16 protein-coding genes are annotated in these 18,539 nt (G+C 55.6%); 10 read left to right on the top strand and 6 right to left on the bottom strand.

Features of this window, described 5'->3' with window-relative positions; genetic code table 11:
• Window positions 1-168 precede the first annotated feature (168 nt).
• From DTF_RS0104965 to DTF_RS0104920, 10 genes are all read left to right on the top strand, one after another.
• Entirely contained in the window at window positions 169-1,203 is a 1,035-nt protein-coding gene (locus DTF_RS0104965) for a deoxyguanosinetriphosphate triphosphohydrolase (RefSeq protein WP_027714423.1), read from the top strand.
• A 118-nt stretch (window positions 1,204-1,321) separates the two neighbouring features.
• A complete protein-coding gene (locus DTF_RS0104960; protein WP_027714422.1) occupies window positions 1,322-1,771 on the top strand; it encodes a chemotaxis protein CheW in 450 nt (149 codons plus the stop codon).
• The gene (locus DTF_RS0104955; RefSeq protein WP_027714421.1) at window positions 1,761-2,222 is read left to right on the top strand and encodes a chemotaxis protein CheW; all 462 of its coding nucleotides are present in this window, start codon (window positions 1,761-1,763) and stop codon (window positions 2,220-2,222) included. The genes DTF_RS0104960 and DTF_RS0104955 overlap by 11 nt, the downstream gene beginning before the upstream one ends.
• Complete coding sequence (locus DTF_RS0104950; protein ID WP_027714420.1) at window positions 2,223-3,695, top strand: response regulator; 1,473 nt, start codon at window positions 2,223-2,225, stop codon at window positions 3,693-3,695. It begins immediately after the preceding gene.
• 111 nt (window positions 3,696-3,806) lie between these two features.
• Window positions 3,807-6,464 carry a valine--tRNA ligase gene (locus DTF_RS0104945; protein ID WP_027714419.1) on the top strand — a complete coding sequence of 886 codons (2,658 nt, stop codon included), beginning with the start codon at window positions 3,807-3,809 and terminating at the stop codon, window positions 6,462-6,464.
• Window positions 6,465-6,569: 105 nt separating this feature from the next.
• Window positions 6,570-6,866 (top strand): hypothetical protein, encoded by a 297-nt coding sequence (locus DTF_RS0104940; protein ID WP_027714418.1) that lies wholly within the window; start codon window positions 6,570-6,572, stop codon window positions 6,864-6,866.
• Window positions 6,867-6,928: 62 nt separating this feature from the next.
• Complete coding sequence (locus DTF_RS0104935) at window positions 6,929-7,135, top strand: hypothetical protein (RefSeq protein WP_027714417.1); 207 nt, start codon at window positions 6,929-6,931, stop codon at window positions 7,133-7,135.
• Between the two features lie 15 nt (window positions 7,136-7,150).
• Complete coding sequence (locus tag DTF_RS0104930; protein ID WP_027714416.1) at window positions 7,151-7,552, top strand: thioesterase family protein; 402 nt, start codon at window positions 7,151-7,153, stop codon at window positions 7,550-7,552.
• A 195-nt stretch (window positions 7,553-7,747) separates the two neighbouring features.
• A complete protein-coding gene (locus DTF_RS0104925) occupies window positions 7,748-7,987 on the top strand; it encodes a type II toxin-antitoxin system ParD family antitoxin (RefSeq protein ID WP_027714415.1) in 240 nt (79 codons plus the stop codon).
• The gene (locus tag DTF_RS0104920; RefSeq protein WP_027714414.1) at window positions 7,987-8,280 is read left to right on the top strand and encodes a type II toxin-antitoxin system RelE/ParE family toxin; all 294 of its coding nucleotides are present in this window, start codon (window positions 7,987-7,989) and stop codon (window positions 8,278-8,280) included. Before DTF_RS0104925 ends, DTF_RS0104920 begins: the two co-directional genes overlap by 1 nt.
• Window positions 8,281-8,744: 464 nt before the next feature.
• Here DTF_RS0104920 and DTF_RS0104910 read toward each other — a convergent pair whose 3' ends face one another.
• The 6 genes from DTF_RS0104910 to DTF_RS0104885 form a co-directional block, all read right to left on the bottom strand.
• A complete protein-coding gene (locus DTF_RS0104910) occupies window positions 8,745-10,121 on the bottom strand; it encodes a sigma-54 dependent transcriptional regulator (protein WP_027714413.1) in 1,377 nt (458 codons plus the stop codon).
• Window positions 10,118-11,944 (bottom strand): HAMP domain-containing histidine kinase, encoded by a 1,827-nt coding sequence (locus DTF_RS0104905; protein ID WP_027714412.1) that lies wholly within the window; start codon window positions 11,942-11,944, stop codon window positions 10,118-10,120. Before DTF_RS0104905 ends, DTF_RS0104910 begins: the two co-directional genes overlap by 4 nt.
• A complete protein-coding gene (locus tag DTF_RS0104900; protein WP_027714411.1) occupies window positions 11,941-13,584 on the bottom strand; it encodes an ABC transporter substrate-binding protein in 1,644 nt (547 codons plus the stop codon). The genes DTF_RS0104905 and DTF_RS0104900 overlap by 4 nt, the downstream gene beginning before the upstream one ends.
• A 243-nt stretch (window positions 13,585-13,827) precedes the next feature.
• Window positions 13,828-15,093 (bottom strand): nitrate/nitrite transporter, encoded by a 1,266-nt coding sequence (locus tag DTF_RS0104895; RefSeq protein WP_027714410.1) that lies wholly within the window; start codon window positions 15,091-15,093, stop codon window positions 13,828-13,830.
• Between the two features lie 139 nt (window positions 15,094-15,232).
• Window positions 15,233-16,732 carry an FAD-binding oxidoreductase gene (locus tag DTF_RS0104890; protein ID WP_027714409.1) on the bottom strand — a complete coding sequence of 500 codons (1,500 nt, stop codon included), beginning with the start codon at window positions 16,730-16,732 and terminating at the stop codon, window positions 15,233-15,235.
• Window positions 16,733-16,868: 136 nt separating this feature from the next.
• Window positions 16,869-18,458 carry an FAD-binding oxidoreductase gene (locus DTF_RS0104885; RefSeq protein WP_027714408.1) on the bottom strand — a complete coding sequence of 530 codons (1,590 nt, stop codon included), beginning with the start codon at window positions 18,456-18,458 and terminating at the stop codon, window positions 16,869-16,871.
• Between the last annotated feature and the right edge of the window lie 81 nt (window positions 18,459-18,539).

The following is an 18,539-nucleotide window of genomic DNA, read 5'->3' as shown; positions in this document are numbered from 1 at the left end:
GTCATTGGAAAAATTCGGAAGACCGGAGAAAAAGTTCAGGGCTTTAGCCAATTCACCCCGTTCCTTGAGTATGAAACTTTCACTTGAGGTTCTTGGATGATTTCCTTTGCATGGAATAACGGCCTGGGGTATAGATATGCAAGCATGTTTACTCCATCCGGACCCACCATGAATATACGGCATCTTCTCGAGGAACGCGAAAAACAGACCCTGTCTGCATCCGCCTGCCTCAGTTCGCGGAGCGAGGGTCGCCGGTGCGCAGAAACCCCCTGTCCGGTCCGTACGGCCTTTCAGCATGATCGGGACAGGATCGTCCATTGCAAGTCTTTCAGGCGGCTCAAGTATAAAACCCAGGTCTTCCTTGCTCCTGAGGGCGATCACTACCGAACCCGTCTCACCCACACTCTGGAAGTCTCACAGATTGCGCGCACCGTCGCCCGGGCCTTGGCCCTCAACGAAGATTTGACTGAAGCCATCGCCCTGGGGCACGATCTGGGGCATACCCCCTTCGGACATGCCGGCGAGCGGGTTCTCGATGATCTGGTTCCCGGAGGTTTTCGCCATGTTCGCCAAAGCCTGCGGGTGGTGGATGTCCTGGAGAAGGATGGGGTCGGTCTGAACCTCTCCGCTGAGGTCCTCGACGGCATCGGGAAGCATTCAAAAGGAAGAGGATCCCTGATCTGCGATGAACCCGGAGTCAGGGCTTCCACCCTGGAGGGTCGGATCGTCCGGATAGCCGATATTATTGCCTATGTAAATCATGATCTTGACGATGCCATTCGGGCCGGCCTGATCCGTACGAATCAGATCCCGGACCGGATAATCCGCGTCTTGGGAGATACGCACTCCCGCCGCATCGGCACAATGGTCAGTGACATGATCGAGCAATCATTCGCCGAGGAAGATATCCGGCTGTCCGAACCTGTGGCCGAATCCGTCATGGCTCTCCGCGACTGGCTGTTCGAACATGTTTATCAGGTCAGGACGGTCCGTGAGGATTTCGAAAAGGCGTCGCGCATTCTTCGTGAACTCTACATATACTTCGCCGCCAATGAAGGAGCGCTCGTTGAACATGGAGGGCGTCGTTTTCCAGGTGATCGGCTCGAGGTCTCCGTGGCGGATTTCGTGGCGGGAATGACCGATCGGTATGCCATGAATCTCTACCACAAGATCTTCCTGCCTCAACCCTGGAAAATCCTTTAAAGCCGCATAACTCCTTGGATTTCCCACCCCAAGAAGCTTGACAGTCCGCCGAGGGCTGTGATAGCTTTAAGGCGCTTTGCGCCCATGAACAAGGCCTTTCCGGCTAGAGGTCGACGCCATGATAAATACGGCCCGGATGAAGCTCGTGTTCCGCCTGGGTGAAATCGGCTTCGCCCTTTCTATTCAGGACCTGATCGAAATAAGAGAAGATCCGGGCGGAGTCCTTGATCGTTCAGAAGCGGATCCAGGGGCCATGCTGCTCGGTCGGTTGATGCTTCGCGGTGAAGCGATCCCGGTGATCGACTTGGGAACATGCCTGGAACTCCCTGTCTCGTCGACCAGCCCGATCGTTCTCATTCTCGCCGGCGAATCAGGGATGTGGGGAATGACGGCAGACCGGGTCGAGGGGATTTTCCCCGAGTCGGAGTTCGAATCCCGGCCGCTGCCGATTATTCTCGGCCGGCAGGATTCTCTGCCCTATGCGGGGCTGGAGCTCTGGCGGGATGAGCCCCTGGTGCTCTGTGATGCGCGAAAGCTGGAAGATTACTGGGGCGGACATGAGCGCTAAGGTTGCCCTGTTCTCCCTGGGCTCCACATCCTTCGCCCTTCCGGTGGAGGGGATAAGGCATATCCTGTTCGCTCCCAGGATATTTCCACTGCCGTTGCTTAGATCGGAATTCTGCGGTGTTTTTCTCTACCAAGGCGAGATCATCCCATTATTTAATCTCTTGCAACGCTTCGGAATGACGATATGTCCTTCCGCCAGCCGTTTCACCGCCGTCATGAGTACCGAGTTAGGACTCGTCGGTCTGCCGGCCGGAGAGGCCCCGAGAATCATCTGCCGTGAGCAGGGGGGGCTTAAAGATGCTGCCAGCGAGGAGCAGTCTCCAGGGACGGACCGCACCTTCATCCACGCGGAAACGGAATATCCCCTGTTGGACATTGAAGAACTGATTGCAGTTTTGCCCACGAAAGAAACTACACCGGTGCTCTCCTCGAAGGGAACCAAGGAGGCTTGAATGAGCAAGAAGCTGTTGTTGGCTGACGACAGTATCACTATTCAGAAGGTCATAGGCATCACCTTCGCCAATGAAGAGTATGACCTCACTATCGTGGACAATGGCGCAATTGCTCTTGTTAGAGCCCGGGCCGAGCGTCCTGACCTGATCCTCTCCGATGTATTCATGCCGGGCAAGAACGGATACGAACTCACCGCTGCCGTTAAGCAGGATCCGCTTCTGCAGGGAGTTCCGGTTCTTCTCCTGGCAGGCACTTTTGAACCTTTCGACGAGGACAAGGCCCGCACCTCGGGAGCGGACGGCTGGATTTCCAAGCCCTTCGAATCGCAGGCGCTCATCGACCGGGTGGAAGAGCTGCTCGCCAAGGGAGCGGCCGCCGCTCCGGCCCCGGAACCCGTTGCGGAGGCGCCGGCTGCCGACAGGGAGGAGGAGCCCGCGGCCGAGTGGGAGGAAACGTTCGAACCTGGTCAGGAGCCGGCTTCCACGGATGACGATCTCTGGGGAGCCGTATCCTTTGCTGAGGAGGACCTTGGAGAGGAGCCGGAGGAATTCGAGGAGGAGGCTTTTGTTTTAGAGGAGGAGCCTGTCGAATTGAAGCTTCCGACCTCTGAGATCTCCGGGCTCGCTCAAGAGGAAGATTTCCTCTTTGAGGACGAACCCCTGGAACTTGCCGAGAGTCCGGTCGAGAAAGCACTACTGCGCCCGGAGGAAGAACCCTTTGTTTTCGAGGAGGAGCCTCTTGATCTGGCTGAGGAAACTGCCGACGACAAGTGGGGGAACGCGGCGGCCGAAGAGGAGGACTTCGTTTTCGAAGAGGACCCCCTGGAACTGATGGAAGAACCTCCCGCCGGCGAACAGTCTGCGGAACCCGCAGTCTCGGCAAAAGGGGATGAATTCGATTGGGAAGAACTCACAGAACCGGAATCCGCTGCCTCCTGGGAAGAGTCGGAGGAAGAAATTCTAATCCTGGAAGAGGCAGATATCCTGGAAGAAGAAGAACTGGGAATCGATTCTTTCATCACCGCGGAGACCGCCTCCGTCGCTCTGAAGTGGGAAGAGAGCGAAGAGACACTTGCGGCAGGCCGGGATGAAGACATCTTTGCGGCGCCTGGACCGGTGATGGCGGCTGGTCAGGCTGCTGAAGAGGAATTCTCCTTAAGCGAGGAAGGGCCCGAGTGGGGAATCGCCGAGCCCGACCTTGAAGAAGAGGAGCCCCTTGCCCTTGAAGAGGAGGGCGTGCCCGCGGAACCGGTTTTCCGACCCGCTCCGGCTTCCGCCTCCCCCGAATCGGTGGCAGCGCAGGTGCAGGGGCTCAGTGATGAAGAACTCGCCCGGGTAGTGGAGAAGGTGGCCGGAACAGTCATTGAGCGGCTGGCATCCACCATCCTTGAGAAAATCGCATGGGAGGTGATCCCCGATCTCGCCGAGAGCATGATCAGGGATGAACTGCGCAGGCTCAAGGGAGAAGATTGAAAGGTTAAAGGAAAAAGGAAGAAGGAAAAAGGCTTTAAGAAATGGGGATTTCGGAATCCCCATTTCCTTTTCTTCGCTGAACCAGAACCGACCGGAAGGATTTTGAAGTCCATGGAACCGAAGCTCCCCAAGGGGTATGAACCCCGCGAGGTTGAAGAAAAATGGTATGCGGTATGGGAACAGGCCGGATTTTTCCGCGCCGATGAGAATTCTCCGAAACCGCATTATTCCATCGTCATCCCACCGCCCAATGTCACCGGCGTTCTGCACATGGGGCATGCCCTGAATAACACTCTGCAGGACATCCTCTGCCGCTGGAAACGCATGACCGGCCACGAAGTGCTGTGGATGCCGGGGACGGACCATGCCGGCATCGCCACCCAGAACGTGGTGGAGAAACAGCTCGCCGGCGAAGGAAAGGACCGTCATGAACTGGGTCGCGAGAAGTTCATTGAACGGGTCTGGCAATGGCGCGAGGAGTCGGGCGGGCAGATCATCAATCAGCTCAAAAGGCTCGGCGCCTCCTGCGACTGGGAGCGCGAGCGCTTTACCATGGACGAGGGGCTCTCAAGAGCGGTGCGCGAGGTCTTCGTGCGGCTCTTCGAGGAAGGACTCATCTACCGCGACAATCGCCTGATCAACTGGTGCCCTCGCTGCCATACGGCCCTCTCCGACCTGGAAGTCGAGCACGAGGAGAAGAAGGGTCACCTCTGGCACCTGCGTTATCCGGTGCAGGGGACCGATCGCTTCCTTGTCGTCGCCACGACGCGCCCCGAGACGATGCTCGGCGATACCGCCGTCGCCGTCAATCCCGGAGACGAGCGCTACGCCGATCTGATCGGCAGGAAGGTGCTGCTGCCCCTGGTCGACCGGGAGATCCCGATCATCGCCGATGAATACGTCGATAGGGAATTCGGCTCCGGCGCCGTGAAGATCACCCCGGCCCACGACTTCAACGACTTCGAGATCGGCAAGCGCCACGACCTCGAGTTCATCAACATCCTCGACGAATCGGGCAACATCAACGAGAACGGAGGTCCCTACGACGGCCTGGAACGTTACGAGGCCCGCAGAAAGGTCGTTGCCGACCTGGAGGCCCAGGGCCTGATCGAGAAGATCGACGATTACGCCAACGCCGTCGGCGAATGCTACCGCTGCAGGACGGTCATCGAGCCGTACATGAGCAAGCAGTGGTACGTCGACGTCAAGCCTCTGGCCAAGGAGGCGATCGCCGCCGTCGAGGAGGGCCGCACCAAAATCGTCCCTCAGCAATGGGAGAAGACCTACTACGAGTGGATGTACAACATTCAGGACTGGTGCATCAGCCGCCAGATCTGGTGGGGGCATCGCATCCCCGCCTGGTTCTGCGACGCCTGCGGCGAGATCACCGTCTCGCGCCAGGACCCGACGGAGTGCGCCCAATGCGGCAGCGCCGACATCCGGCAGGAGACCGATGTGCTCGACACCTGGTTCTCCAGCGCCCTGTGGCCCTTCTCCACGATGGGCTGGCCCGATCAAACGGAGACTTTGGCCAAGTTCTACCCGACCAGCTGCCTGGTCACCGGTTTCGACATCCTCTTCTTCTGGGTCGCCCGGATGATGATGATGGGCATCAAGTTCATGGGCGAGGTCCCCTTCACGGAGGTCTACATCCATGCCCTGGTGCGCGATGCCCAGGGGCAGAAGATGAGCAAGTCCAAGGGGAACGTGATCGATCCGCTCACCGTCATCGAGGAGTACGGCACCGACGCCTTCCGCTTCACCCTGGCCGCGTTTGCCGCCATGGGGCGCGACATCAAGCTCTCCACCGAGCGCATTGCAGGCTACCGCAACTTCGCCAACAAGTTGTGGAATGCCAGCCGATTCGCACTGATGAACCTGGAGGACTTCAATCCGGAGAAGGTCGACCTGGACAAACTCGAGCTGACCCTCGCCGATCGCTGGATCCTCTCGCGCCTATCCGAGACCGCCAAGGAGGTCGACACGGCTCTGACCGGCTACAAGTTCAACGACGCAGCCAACGCTCTCTATTCCTTCACCTGGCACAGCTTCTGCGACTGGTACATCGAACTGATCAAGGATGAGCTTTACGGCGACGATCCCCAGGCAAAAGCCTGCGCCCAGGCGGTCCTTTTCACCGTACTCGAGCAGCTGTTGCGCCTGCTGCACCCGTTCATGCCCTTCATCACCGAGGAGATCTGGCAGGCCCTGCCCGGGAGGCGCCCCGAAAAATCGATCATGCACGCCGCCTGTCCGAACGGCGAAGATCTGCCCGTCGATGCCGAAGGCGCCGAGAAGATGGAGCGGATCATGGACGTGGTCAAGGCCATCCGCAACATCCGCGGCGAAATGGATGTTGCCCCCAGCAGGCAGATCGCCGCCGTTCTTGACTGCAAGAGCGAGTCGTCCGCAGCCGTGATGCGCGAAGGGGAGGGGTATGTCAAGGCCCTCGCCCGGGTGAATGATCTGATCTGCGGCGTTGAGGTTGAGCGTCCAGCCCAGGCGGCCACGCAAGTGGCGGGAGAGGTGGAGATTCTGCTCCCCCTGGCCGGGCTGATCGATGTCGGCGAGGAGGAGAAAAGGCTGGAGAAGGAGATCGCCAAGGTCGAGAAGGATGTGGCGATGTTCAGCAAAAAACTCTCCAACGAGAAGTTCGTCTCCAATGCCCCTCCGGAGGTCCTGGAGAAGGACCGCGGCAAGCTGGCGGCAGCGGAGGAGAAGCTTGGGATTTTGCAGGAGAGCCTGAAGAAGATACAGGCCTTGAAGTAGGGACAAAGGGCCGGGGCAGGTTGCTCCGGCCTTTCACTTTCGACGGGAACCCGCTGTCCGGACCCTCTATCCGGCTGTCGATCTAATGGCGCAAAAATAAAACTTATGAGAAACTTCAGAGTGACCCTCAACGGGAAGAACTTCCTCCTCGATCTGAATGGCGAGCCGATGAAATTCGGTTTTCACGCCACGAGGTACGTTAAGGCGGAAACGCCCGAAGAGGCTTCAAAAATTGCCATCATTCGGATTCATCAGCACCGTATTCTCCAGGAATCCGTGATGTACGAAGGCGTGGATCGACCGATCATCGATGTTCTGGAAATAAAGGAAGTCAACAGCTTGAAATTCATGTTGAAAAAATCTGAATCGGGTCTGGAGTTTTATTCCGAAGACGAAAACTGATGCCCGTGCATAGGGCTTTGGGAAAGAGAATCGGCTGAGTGCCTGAGAGGGTCTGGGGAAGAATGAACGAGGAAGATAAGAGCGTCCCTTGGATCTGCCATGTCTGCGGAAAGAAATCATCCACCGGCCCGGGAAAGGCCTGTTCTCTCTGTTTCAAGATTGCCTGTGACGCCCACCTGAAGCTTTTGGCCCTGAAGAGCGAAAAATTCGGCAATCCCGAGTTGAAACTTGTCTGCACGGCCTGTTCGGAGACATTGGAAGGGGTATAGGGGGAATTGGAAGCAATGTCCGATTACGATTTCAGACTCGACCTGGAGGTTCGCGATTACGAATGCGACATGCAGGGGGTGGTCAACAACTCCGTGTACCAGAACTACCTTGAGCACGCCCGGCATGAATTCATCAAGCAGCTCGGACTCGATTTCGCCGAATTGACCCGCCGCCGGATCAATCTGGTCGTGGTGCGAGCCGAGCTCGACTACAAGGGGTCCTTGATCAGCGGGGACCGATTCTGGATCGGCACCCGGCTGGAGAAGATCTCCCCGGTTCGTTTCGGTTTTTTCCAGGATATCTTCCGCAAGCCGGATGACCGGCTGATGCTGTCAGGAAAGATCATCGGCACGGCGCTGAATGAGAGGGGGCGGCCCAGGGTGCCGGAGGAGATTCAGAGGATTCTGAGCCGGTAAGGCTTTTCTCTGATTGAGGAGAAATAAGCCCCCAACTCTCATTCCCATGATGACCTCCTTCTTCGCTTGAAAAAAAATTCCGCGGGAATGGGAGAGATCATGGAAATTTATCGATCTGGAGTTGAATTTCTCAAAGCCTTGAAAGAGTACCAACAAATATTATAAAATGATATTACTTGCAAAGAGGAGGCGAACATGGGGAAAAATACAAGCGTCACCCTGGGTGACCACTACGAGAAATTCATTTCACGGGCAATCGAGGATGGCCGCTACGGCTCGACCAGCGAAGCAATCCGCGCCGGCCTGCGTCTGCTCGAGGAGCGTGAAACCAAGCTGGGGATTCTTCGCCGGGCATTGGTCCAAGGTGAGCAGAGCGGTACGGTGGATTACTCCTTGGATGCTCTCAACCGTGAGCTTGATGAGGACCTCGGCTGATGCCGACCTTCTCACTGACAAAACGGGCTCTTGAGGATCTTCGCGAGATTGGCCGTTACACGCAAGAGCGCTGGGGGCGCGATCAGCGACGCAACTATCTTTCCCAGCTTGACTGTCATTTCCATGCTTTGGCGGAGAATCCGAGCCAAGGCCAGAGATGCGACGAGATTCGCACTGGGTACCGCAAATTCCCTTCAGGCCGACATGTTATTTTCTATCGCTTGCTGGAGACCGGTGCCATCGAGATCGTCCGCGTGCTGCACGAAAGAATGGATGTGGAAATCCATCTTTGAGCTTCCGGCGCTTAATCTCTTCCCTGAAACTTCAAAATTTCCCATGAGCCAGGGAAACCAAGACACCCGCTGTTTTGGGTCTTATAGATGGGTCTGTACAATGCAGGACAACATATTAGAAAAATAGCGTGAAAAAAGTTCGAATTTCGTCCAACTTTAGACCAGCAAATCAGGAGACCGTTTTCCTTGGTGAAATCGGCCGCTTTGCTATTTCTGTGTTTCGCCCTGGAAAAATCACCTGTATAAACTTGTTAAAATTCAGCTGACTTGGAAGTTCGAGTCCGGCTTGGGTGATTGCCAGAATCCCCATATGTTAGGAATGCAGGTTGCTTAGAAGGTGAAGGCTCAGCGAGCGATAAGCGGAATCCGGAATCCCGGAAAGAGGTTTTTTCTTGGGATTACTGGAGTCGAAATAAAGACAGGAGGGGGGCTCCTTTCCAGTGATTTGGAGGCGCATTGCTAAATCATGATAATCCGAACCGCTCGATCCTTTCCCAGAGGGACTTGCGGGAAATACCCAAGGCTTTCGCAGCGAAGGTGCGGTTGCCATCGAAGAGTTGAAGAGTTTTGTAAAGCAATTCTCTCTGGATTTCCTTCAGAGTGACGCCTCCCGGTGGGAGTTCCTTGAGCAACCCGTCCGAAGGTTCCGGGGAGAGGTTTGACTGCTCGATCATATGGGGGGGCAGTTCATTAAGAAGGATCTTCTGTCCTTTTCCTAAAATCATCAATCTATCGATCGTATTTTTCAACTCCCGTATATTACCGGGCCAGGAGTAGGCCCTCAGGGCCGTGATAATTTCGTTGCTCATTTCCCTCATCGTTTGTGCGTGCTCGGCAGCCGCTTCCTTGATGAAGTGCATCGCGAGCAGCGGAATGTCCTCCTTGCGCTCCCGCAGTGGTGGAATGGTCAGTTGGATCACCTGAAGGCGGTAATACAAGTCCGGAAGGAAACGTTGGGCTTTGACCTCATCTTCCATGTCGCGGTTGGTGGCGGCAATGATGCGAGTGTTGACGGTACGGGTTGTGCTCGAACCAACAGGCTCGAACGTGCGTTCCTGCAGGAACCGCAGGAGCTTGGCCTGCAGGCTCAGGCTCATCTGCCCGATCTCGTCGAGAAAAAGGGTACCTTGGTCGGCGGCTTCGAGACGTCCGACGCGGCTGGAGGCCGCACCGGTGAATGCGCCTTTGACATGGCCGAACAGCTCGGCTTCCAGGAGTGATTCGGAAAGTGCTGCGCAGTTGATGGAAACCAGGGTGTTCTGCCCGCGCTGGCTGTTGAAGTGGATGGCTTTTGCGAATAGCTCCTTGCCGGTGCCCGTTTCCCCAGTAATCAGGATCGTGGCGTCCGTGGGCGCTGCGGCTTTAACCATGTCGAAAAGTTTTCGCAGGGCCAGACTCTGACCCACGATGTTGTGGAAGTCGTACCTTCCTGAAACCTCGGCTCGCAGTCCTTGAAGTTCGGACATCTGCTGGCGAGCGCGGATCGCCTTCGCCAGGATGAGCGAAAGTTCGTCCGTGTTCAGGGGCTTTACCAGATAGTCGTAGACCCCCTCCTTCATCGCCTCCACGCTTGACCCGATCGTGCCGTGGGCGGTCATGACAATGAATTGGACCATGGGATCGAGCGAGACCAGGTGGCGGTATAATTGCAGGCCATCCATGCCCGGCATTTTCAGGTCCGCAAGAACAGCGTCGAAAGGGGGGCCTGCTTCGAATAGTTGAAGGGCCTCCTGCCCGCGGGAGGCAGTGACCACCTCGTATCCCTCAGCCCCCAAAACCTGTCGCAACGCCCTCAGACTGCCGACACTATCATCTACTATGAGCACTCTTTTGCCTGTCATTCTTCCTCCTTGCTCGCGGCCGGAATATTCGAAAGCAATACGGTCATGGCGGTCCCCTTGTCCAGTTCGGACTCGACCAAGAGCTTGCCGCCATGATTCTCCACGATGCTCTGAGTCAGAGCGAGTCCTATGCCGGTGCCGTTTTCCTTGGTGGAGAAAAACGGGTCGAAGACTCGTTCGAGGTTCTCTTCGCTGATGCCCACCCCGGTGTCTTGAATCCGAACCGCTATTGTGAACTCCTCTTTTTCAGCTGGCTGCAACGATGTATCGACGCGAAGGACTCCTCCCTCAGGCATGGCATCCATCGCGTTCGCCACCAGGTTTACAAGGACGCGCTCGATCTGGAAGGCATCCATCAAGATATCGGGCATGTGATCGTAGAGGCTTCGCTGGACAAAAACCTTCTTCTCTCTGGTCAGGGTCGCATGGGTTTCCAGGACGTCGGTGACAAGCTCGTTGATGTTCATCGGCGTCAGGTTCAGTGGCGGATGCAAGGCATAGTTAAGGAAATCGGTCACGAATTTATTTAAATGGCAGATTTCATCCGTGATCAATTCGATGGATTCACGAGCTCCGGGATCGTCCGCCATTCTGGAGCGCAGATACTGGGAAGCCATGTTGATTGCATTCAGGGGGTTGCGAATCTCATGGGCGACTCCGGCCGCCAAGCGTCCCAAGGAAACGAGTTTTTCCGATTTGACGAGTTCGGTCTGAACGCTGCGGAGGTTTTGGGACATCTCATTGAAGGAGCGGGTGAGGGCGCCCAGTTCATCGCTGGACTCCGGAGTCACCAGCGAGGGGAGTTGCCCCTTGGAGATGGCCGTTGCCGCTTGGGCAAGGCTTTTGATCGGCCTCACAAAACGCCAGGAGAAAATGATTCCCGCTCCCATAGCCAGGATGGCTGAACCGAAGGCGATGATATGAATCCGGTTCTGCATGGCCGACATCTTCGCCTTGTACTCCCTCAGAGGCAAAGTGACGACCACTGTCCAACCGTTGTCCTCGACCGGGGTAAATGCCGCGACCTGCGTACCCTGATATAGATAGGAGATAGACCCTTCGCGCCTTTGTATCATCTCCTTTGTGGCTTTCGTCAGGGACGGAAGGGGAAGTTCATCGGGGGCTTTGCCGAGGATACGGGCTTCAGGGTGAATCACAACCCTGCCGTTCTCGTCGAGTACCAGAGCGTATCCGTGCTGACTGACTTTTTGAGACAAAACCTGGTGGGACAGTTCATCGAAGTTTAATTCCAGCATCACAACCCCTGCCAGTCGGGACCATACATCGAACAGAGAATAACTGAGGCGCACGACACGCTGCCCAGAGTCCTCAAGGGAAATGACGCTGGAAACCCTCAGATCCTCCTTGCCAGACAACAGCTCGCTTTCTGTCAATGATACGTCGACTCCTTGTCCCCGAAGTATGGCCGGCTCGCCATTTAAGACCGACGCGACTTCCAGACCGTCAAAGTCGACGTAGGATATGCGGGAATAGAGTTTGTTCTTTTGAGCTAGGTTCTGGAAAAATTTTTCTACCTGTTTCCTTGATATTTCCGCTTCGGATTCCAAGCCGTAAAACCTGTTATAGTAGAAGTCTTTCAAAGCAGGAAGTGCGGAAAGCATCCGAATATCGGACTTGGCGGTCTTGAAATCCTGGTTGGTCTTTTCAGCGATTTCCTTGGCCAAGTTCATTTGAACATGGTCGAGCAAATCAGTAACAATCTCTTCGGTTAGGTTATTGGCCATCAGACCGGTGATGAATAAAGGAACGATGACAACGGGAAGGATCATGATTATGAGCTTGCCGGTGATCCCAATCTTCATCTTGGATTCCTTTTGGCCTGGGAACGCTCATCCCAGAGGGATTTCGGCTTATCCATCCAGTAAGCCTCAGCTAACGTGCGACCCGTCAACATTCCCGTCGGACTGTTTTCGATTCTCAAATCCCAGTGGAGACCGTAGATCTGGACCCTTTGAGCGATATAAATGCCGTAAGCTTCGCTAAATGCCCTGGCCTGGAGATCGTTTAAAAACTCCTGACGCAACTCAGGATTCTCTTCGGTGACGTAGGAGAGATAGGTCCGGTCGAATAGGGGATCGGAGACAATGGCGTAGGGTGACTTTGAATAAAACAGAGCCATGGGCATAAAGAAGGCATGCAGAGTCGGATTGGCCGTTATCCAGGCGGTCATGTCCCAAGCGGGGGTAGTCTGTTCCGGCAGGATCTTCGTGTCGGAAATGAGCCGCAGAAATTTCTCCCAGGGGACGATGGTCAGGTCCATTTCCACTCCCACCATCTTCAGCTGTGCCTGTATGGCTCGGACCATGTCTGCCGTATCCTCCGAGACCAACGCACGGACTGTGAAGCCCTGCGGGTAACCTGCATCGGAAAGAAGTCGACGGGCTCGATCCAGATCAAAGGGGTAAGGCCGAAGGTCCGGGTTGTAGCCGTATTCAATCGAATTGGAGGGGATGGATACGCTTGCGGAACTCCCCTTGTCCACGTACTCGATGAGATGTTCCCTGTTGATGGCATATCCCACGGCTTGCCTCACCCGCCGGTCTGCGAATGGGCCATCCGTGTTTTTGAGAGAAATCCAAAGAGCTACGGCTTCATGTCTTTTTGTAACGCGGGTATTTGGGCCCGTCATCACGTGCAGACAGTCCGTACCTCTGAGTTTCGTCACTAGATCGGACTTTCCTTGCATGAGCGCGTCAAATTGCTGGTTTCGAGGAACGAACAGAAAGGTCACATCTTTGATATGAGGAAGATCCGGTTGCCAGTAATCCGGATTTGCCGTCAAACGAATCCAATGGCCTCGCTTTCGATCACGATAGCGGTAGGGACCCGTCCCGATGGGGTGATGTTCCAGGCCGTCGTCGCCTACATCCGTAAGGTATTTAGGCGGAAGGATCATCAGAAACATGGGAAGAGTCGACGGCAGGCGAGCATCGGGCCGGCCCGTCACAAGATCAACAGTATAGGGATCGATGATTTCAGCGCGGAGGTCCGGATCGAACACGACGGAGTTGGCGGCTGGCGGCATTCGGTGAATCTGCCGTTCCACACTGAAGCGGACAGCCCGGGCGTCGAAGGGCTCGCCGTTATGGAAGCGAACTCCCTTCCGGAGCCAGAAACGGTACCGGGTGGGGGACAGCTTCTCCCACCGGACGGCGAGCCGCGGCACGAGCCTGCCATCAGAATCATAATCGATAAGCCCTTCGTAAACTTGGCTGATAATCACATCAGAATATTGATCGAATGAACGATGGGGATGAAGGGTGATAGGCTCAGTAGAAGAATCAATGACTCTCAAGCTTCGCGAATTCGCCGCTGCATAAATTTCGAATGTGAGAATAAAGATCGAGAAAAGAGGAAAGAGAATAAGAATTTTTAGGGTGAATGGCAGAATTGTCCCACTTTGAGCTATTTTCTTTTCTAATGAATCGAAAAAAAACGACATCTATAGTTATCCTGTGAGAATACCTGTGGCTGGGGCCGAGTCCATTTGCCTACAATTTTAAATGGTAAGCCAAACCGCTTGCCCCAGTCTACCGGAAACATCAAGGGACGTAAGACAGGTTTTCAAATTTCCGAAGGGTCCGGATATTTTGATTGGGCACGTACGCGGTACCTCCTTACACAAGGTTGAAAATCACCGAGCATATTGCGGCTCTAAAAAGCGCTGCTTTCCATCGATGAAAAATCAGGATATCCGTGAAATTTCAGCCTCAGCAGGAATCTTAGCCGTCTGTTTTCCTTTAAGTGGAAGCATCAGAATGATGCCGACGAGCGCGGCCCCCGAAATCATCGTCATGGCAATAACAAAATTTCCGGTGGAGCCGATCGAACGGCCGCCTAGATAGAGGCCCAATGCCCCACCGAGAGTTCCGACGCCGAAACAGAATCCCATCATCCTGCCCACCATGTCGGGAGGGTAACTCGTCGCAATAAAAGCACTGAGCGAAGAACCCATAAAGGGGATTCCCCATCCTGCAAGCATCAGGCATACAATTAAGGCTGGCATATTACCGAATATCGATGGCAAGGAAATAACATAGGTGAATAGCCCGGTGAGGGCAAAACCAATGATGACGGCGGGTTTGGGGTTCCCCTTGACAATCCTGTCGAAGAAGATGCCGCCGACGAAGGGAGCAATGATCCCGACCGAGGTCAAGGCCAGGGAAAGGTTGCCGGCGCTGACCGGGGGCAGGCCGACCCCCATCGGCGCCGGTGCCGCCAGGAACGGGGGCACCAGGTTGTACATGCAGTACATGGCCCAGGCGTTACAGACGATCACTGCCGTCACAATGACGGTCTTGGGCAGGGCGAGGGCCTGCTTGACGGTAAGGTCGTTCTTCCCGGATGCCGTGCCCGCCTGCAGCGTCTCGATGACCTCCGGCGAGGGGGTCTGGCGGGTGAAGAGATAGGCCATAACGATCCCGGCCCATCCCGGAATCGACATCACCGCGACCGTTATTTCCCAACTTCCCAGTACTTCGAGCAGAACGGGAGAGGCGACGACGCCGATAGTCGATCCCAGGGAGATGGAGCCGAACAGAACTCCGGCGGCTAGACCCTGCTCCTTAGGCGGGAACCACAGGGCCAGGATGGGTCCGATGGTGGCGAAGATGAATCCGACCGAAGCACCCTGGATCAAACGGGCTACAAAGACCGCACTGAAGCTTTGACCCAATAGCGGCATCAGCGTTGCGGGAATGGTGGTGCACAGCAGACCGAGGATAAACGCCGCAGTGATGCCGAACTTGTCGCAGACGACCCCGCCCCAGATAAGAACGCAGGCCACCGAAAGCACGAAGCCCATCATCAGATTGGTCGCCGTGCCCATGTCGACATCCAGGGAACCGGCAATGTTACCGAGGATGGGAGCGAAAACGATCATGTTGATGTAAAGGGACATGATTGCCACGGCGGCCGAAAACAGAATCAGCCATCTTGCCTTTGAATACATAAGAGAGCACTCCTTTGGTATGTAGTCGATAGACACTGTGTGTCCGAATGACAGCATCATCCTGCGGTTAACATGCCTGGCGACCTCATCGGCTGCCGCCCCTTGAGCAATGTTTTCTTAGCGCTGCGTCCTTTACATTTTACGCGCCCAGGCTGATCCCGGATTTGCCCGGCGCCAGGATATTGTTTGGATCGAGCGCCTTTTTTATAGCGTGATTGAACCTTTTCATCGCAGGTCCATAGGTATCGGCAACCTTGTCCATGAACGCCGTGTTGGCACGGTCGACCCCCCATCCCTGCTTGCTGAAGCGCTCCAACAGCTCTCCATAGCATTGGTGGGCGCGCCTGTGCTGCTCAGATTTCGCAGGGTCAAACCGAAGCTCGATCACGTGACGGGCATCCCGCCACCCGACAATGAACTCTGAAAGGTAATCGAACTGGTGTTTGCGCAGAACCTCTTCTGCAACACGCACCTGCTGGCGGCACTCGGAAGCGACGGCGGGGGCTATAGCAGAAAACTGCATGACGCCGCCTTTGTACCGCTGAGATTGCGTCCGCCCCTGCATCAACTGTTTGCGGTGCTGAAAGACAGGATCATCCTTCGCCTCTTGCTCGGTTATAATCTGAGCCTGGTCTCCAAAGAGCGCCTTGAAGGTTCCGGTGACGTATCCCCAATTCAGCTCAACCTGTTCGGGGGTCCCATAAACGGCACCGTAGAGGTTCCAGGCGCCGACGCCCCCTGGTCCCTTGGCACCTGCATTATGCGCCGTGCGATCGTTTGACTCCCACCCTGCGTTCACAAGGGCGCAGGCATTTGGAATGATATGCGTTTGACGCAGAAGCACCAAGGGGCCCATGAGCTTTTCGAGCATCTCGGTCTTGGGGAGTCGGAGACAAAAGGGTTTATACCCTCCCGCAGGAGGCGCGCCCATCAACCATGCACCGAGTTTGGTCACGATGCCGTTGTTGCCCTGAGTGAAAATTCCGTCGACATACGGGCCATACCCCCACTTGAAGACTTGCCAGCTCGTTGAATTGGGGACTCCGCCCATCCCGGTTCGAAGCAAGGTGCCGTCGCCCAACACGACTTCCATGCCACAGGAAAAGAAAAAGTGATCATGGTACGGCGTATAGCCACATCCCCGATCCAGCGTATTGCCAACGACACTCACCGAGGCCGAAGAAGCGGGGGAATCGAGCCAGAGGTGGCTATCGTGAGTTTTGAGATGATTTTGCAAATCGCCATAGGTCACCCCAGGCTCCAGCAAGCAATAGCCCAGCTCTTCATCGACGTGGAGGATCTTGTTCATGTGCCTCAAGTCAAGCACGATCTGGCCCCGTGTCGCTGGAGCACTTCCGCCATAGCCCTCATTCTCTCCATTGCATACTGTCCAAAGGGGCGTTTTATAGTTGTTGGCTATGCGCACCACCGCCTGTATGTCCTGGACCGATGAGGGCGTCACGACCGCCGAGGGCATTTGCCTCTCCAATTTGTCGGGCAGAACCTCCTTCACGTAGGGCTGAAGAGAGGCGGCGTCCGTGAGCACCCGGTTTTCGCCAAGCTGGGCACGATAGTCTTGAATGGCTTTGGCGAAATTTTCTTCGCTCACTCCTTTGGGAAGAGCAACGAAACGACTCATCTTTTAAACCTCCTCAACATGTTCGGACGTATTAACTATCCGGCTGTGCCGCCATCAGGACAAGCCAAACAAATGGGCTTGACAGCTCCAAAGGTGTTTCTCCCATACCTGGTTCTAGCCCGCACAAGCGTCACCCTCAGGCGTTCAGGTTGATGCCCGACTTACCGGGAGCCAGAATATTATTTGGATCCAAGGCCTGTTTGAGAGAGCGGTGTATTTTTCGCATTTCCGGTCCGAAGGTGTCCGCCGTCTTCTCCATGAAGGCCGGGTTGGTCCGGTAAGTTCCATAACCGTTCTTTTTGAAAACGCTCAGAAGCTCGTCATAACACGCGTAAGCCCGTTTCAATTCCTCCGGGTCGTTCCGATCGTAGAGAAGGTCGATGATGTGGTGCATTTCGCGCCAACCGACGATGTATTCGGCAAGGTAGTCGAATCCGTGCTCATTGAGAACTTTCGTCGCTAGCTCCACCTGATTCATGCTTTCCGACGGTCTGGCGGCTGCCACCGGAGCGAACCACGTGGAGCCGCCGCCCCCGCGCCAGTTGTAATAGGTGAATTCCTGAAGGGAACACCCTCCCTTCATCATCTGACGGCGGAACTCGAAGTTGATATCGTCCCCGGCTTCTTCCTCTGTAACGATGACCACATCGCCGCCGAATTTGCCCTTAAACGCCCCTGTGACGTACTTCCAGTTCAGCGCTACCTGTTCCGGAGTTCCGTAAAGGGCGGCGTAAAAACTCCAGGCGCCGATATCCAGCTCACGCCTGATCTCCTCGATGACCTTGGGAGGAAGAATCCCCGTTCCCTTGTAGAACGTCTCCTTGCTCGTCAGCTTGCCGGTCCTCTCATAGTTGCAGTAGCAGGCCGCTTCCAAGAGAGGATTCACCACGACGCACGCATTGGGAATGATCTGACTCAAACGAAGCGGCATGATGGTTTTGATGATCTCGGGAAGCATCTCATGCTTCGAAAATTTCATCAGAAAGGGCTTGTACCCGCCCGGGGGCGGCGTCTTCATGAGCCAGACGCCCATCTTGGTGACAATCCCGTAGTTGGACTGGGTGAACAGACCATCGACATATGGGCCATATCCCCATTTAAAGGCATGCCAGCTGCTCGAATCAGGGATCCCTCCCATGCCGGTGCGAATCACATCTCCGTTGGCTAAGACGACTTCCATTCCGCAGGAGAAGAGAAAGTGATCACCATAAGGGGTGTAGCCGGCCCCGCGGTCGCAGATGTTGCCGACGGGACCGACGATCGCCGAGGGGGACGGAACGGAGATCATCAGATTCATCTTGTGCTTTTCAAAGTATTTATTGAGATCGTAGTAGGTGACCCCCGGCTCCACCAGGCAGTATCCCAGCTCCGCATCAATGTGGATGATTTTGTTCATGGTCTTGAGGTCGAGCACGATCTGGCCCCGGGTCGCCGGAGCCGAGGACCCGTAGCCAAAGTTCTTCCCGGTGCTTACCGTCCAGAGAGGGGTTTTGTACTTGTTGGCTATGGCCACGACAGCTTGGATTTCTTCGACCGTTCTTGGCAGCATCGCCGCGGAAGGGACATGCTGCTCTTCGCTTTCCGGGTACATGATTTTCGTATAGGACTGCAACGAGCTGGGATCGGTGCGCACCCGCTCCTCGCCGAGAAGGGCGCGGTACTCCTTGATGGCCTTTGCGAAGGTCTCTTCTGTCACGCCCACAGGAAGTGCAACGAAACGACTCATCTATCTTACCTCCTCAATTGTTATTTTTCGCAACGTTAACCAACCCCTTAGGTTTGACTGAGCACCTTGATGACATACTTG

The organism is Desulfuromonas sp. TF (genome assembly GCF_000472285.1).
Lineage (GTDB): Bacteria > Desulfobacterota > Desulfuromonadia > Desulfuromonadales > ATBO01 > ATBO01.
Note: the sequence above shows the minus strand (reverse complement) of the source record. Positions and strands in the feature narration are given on the sequence as shown.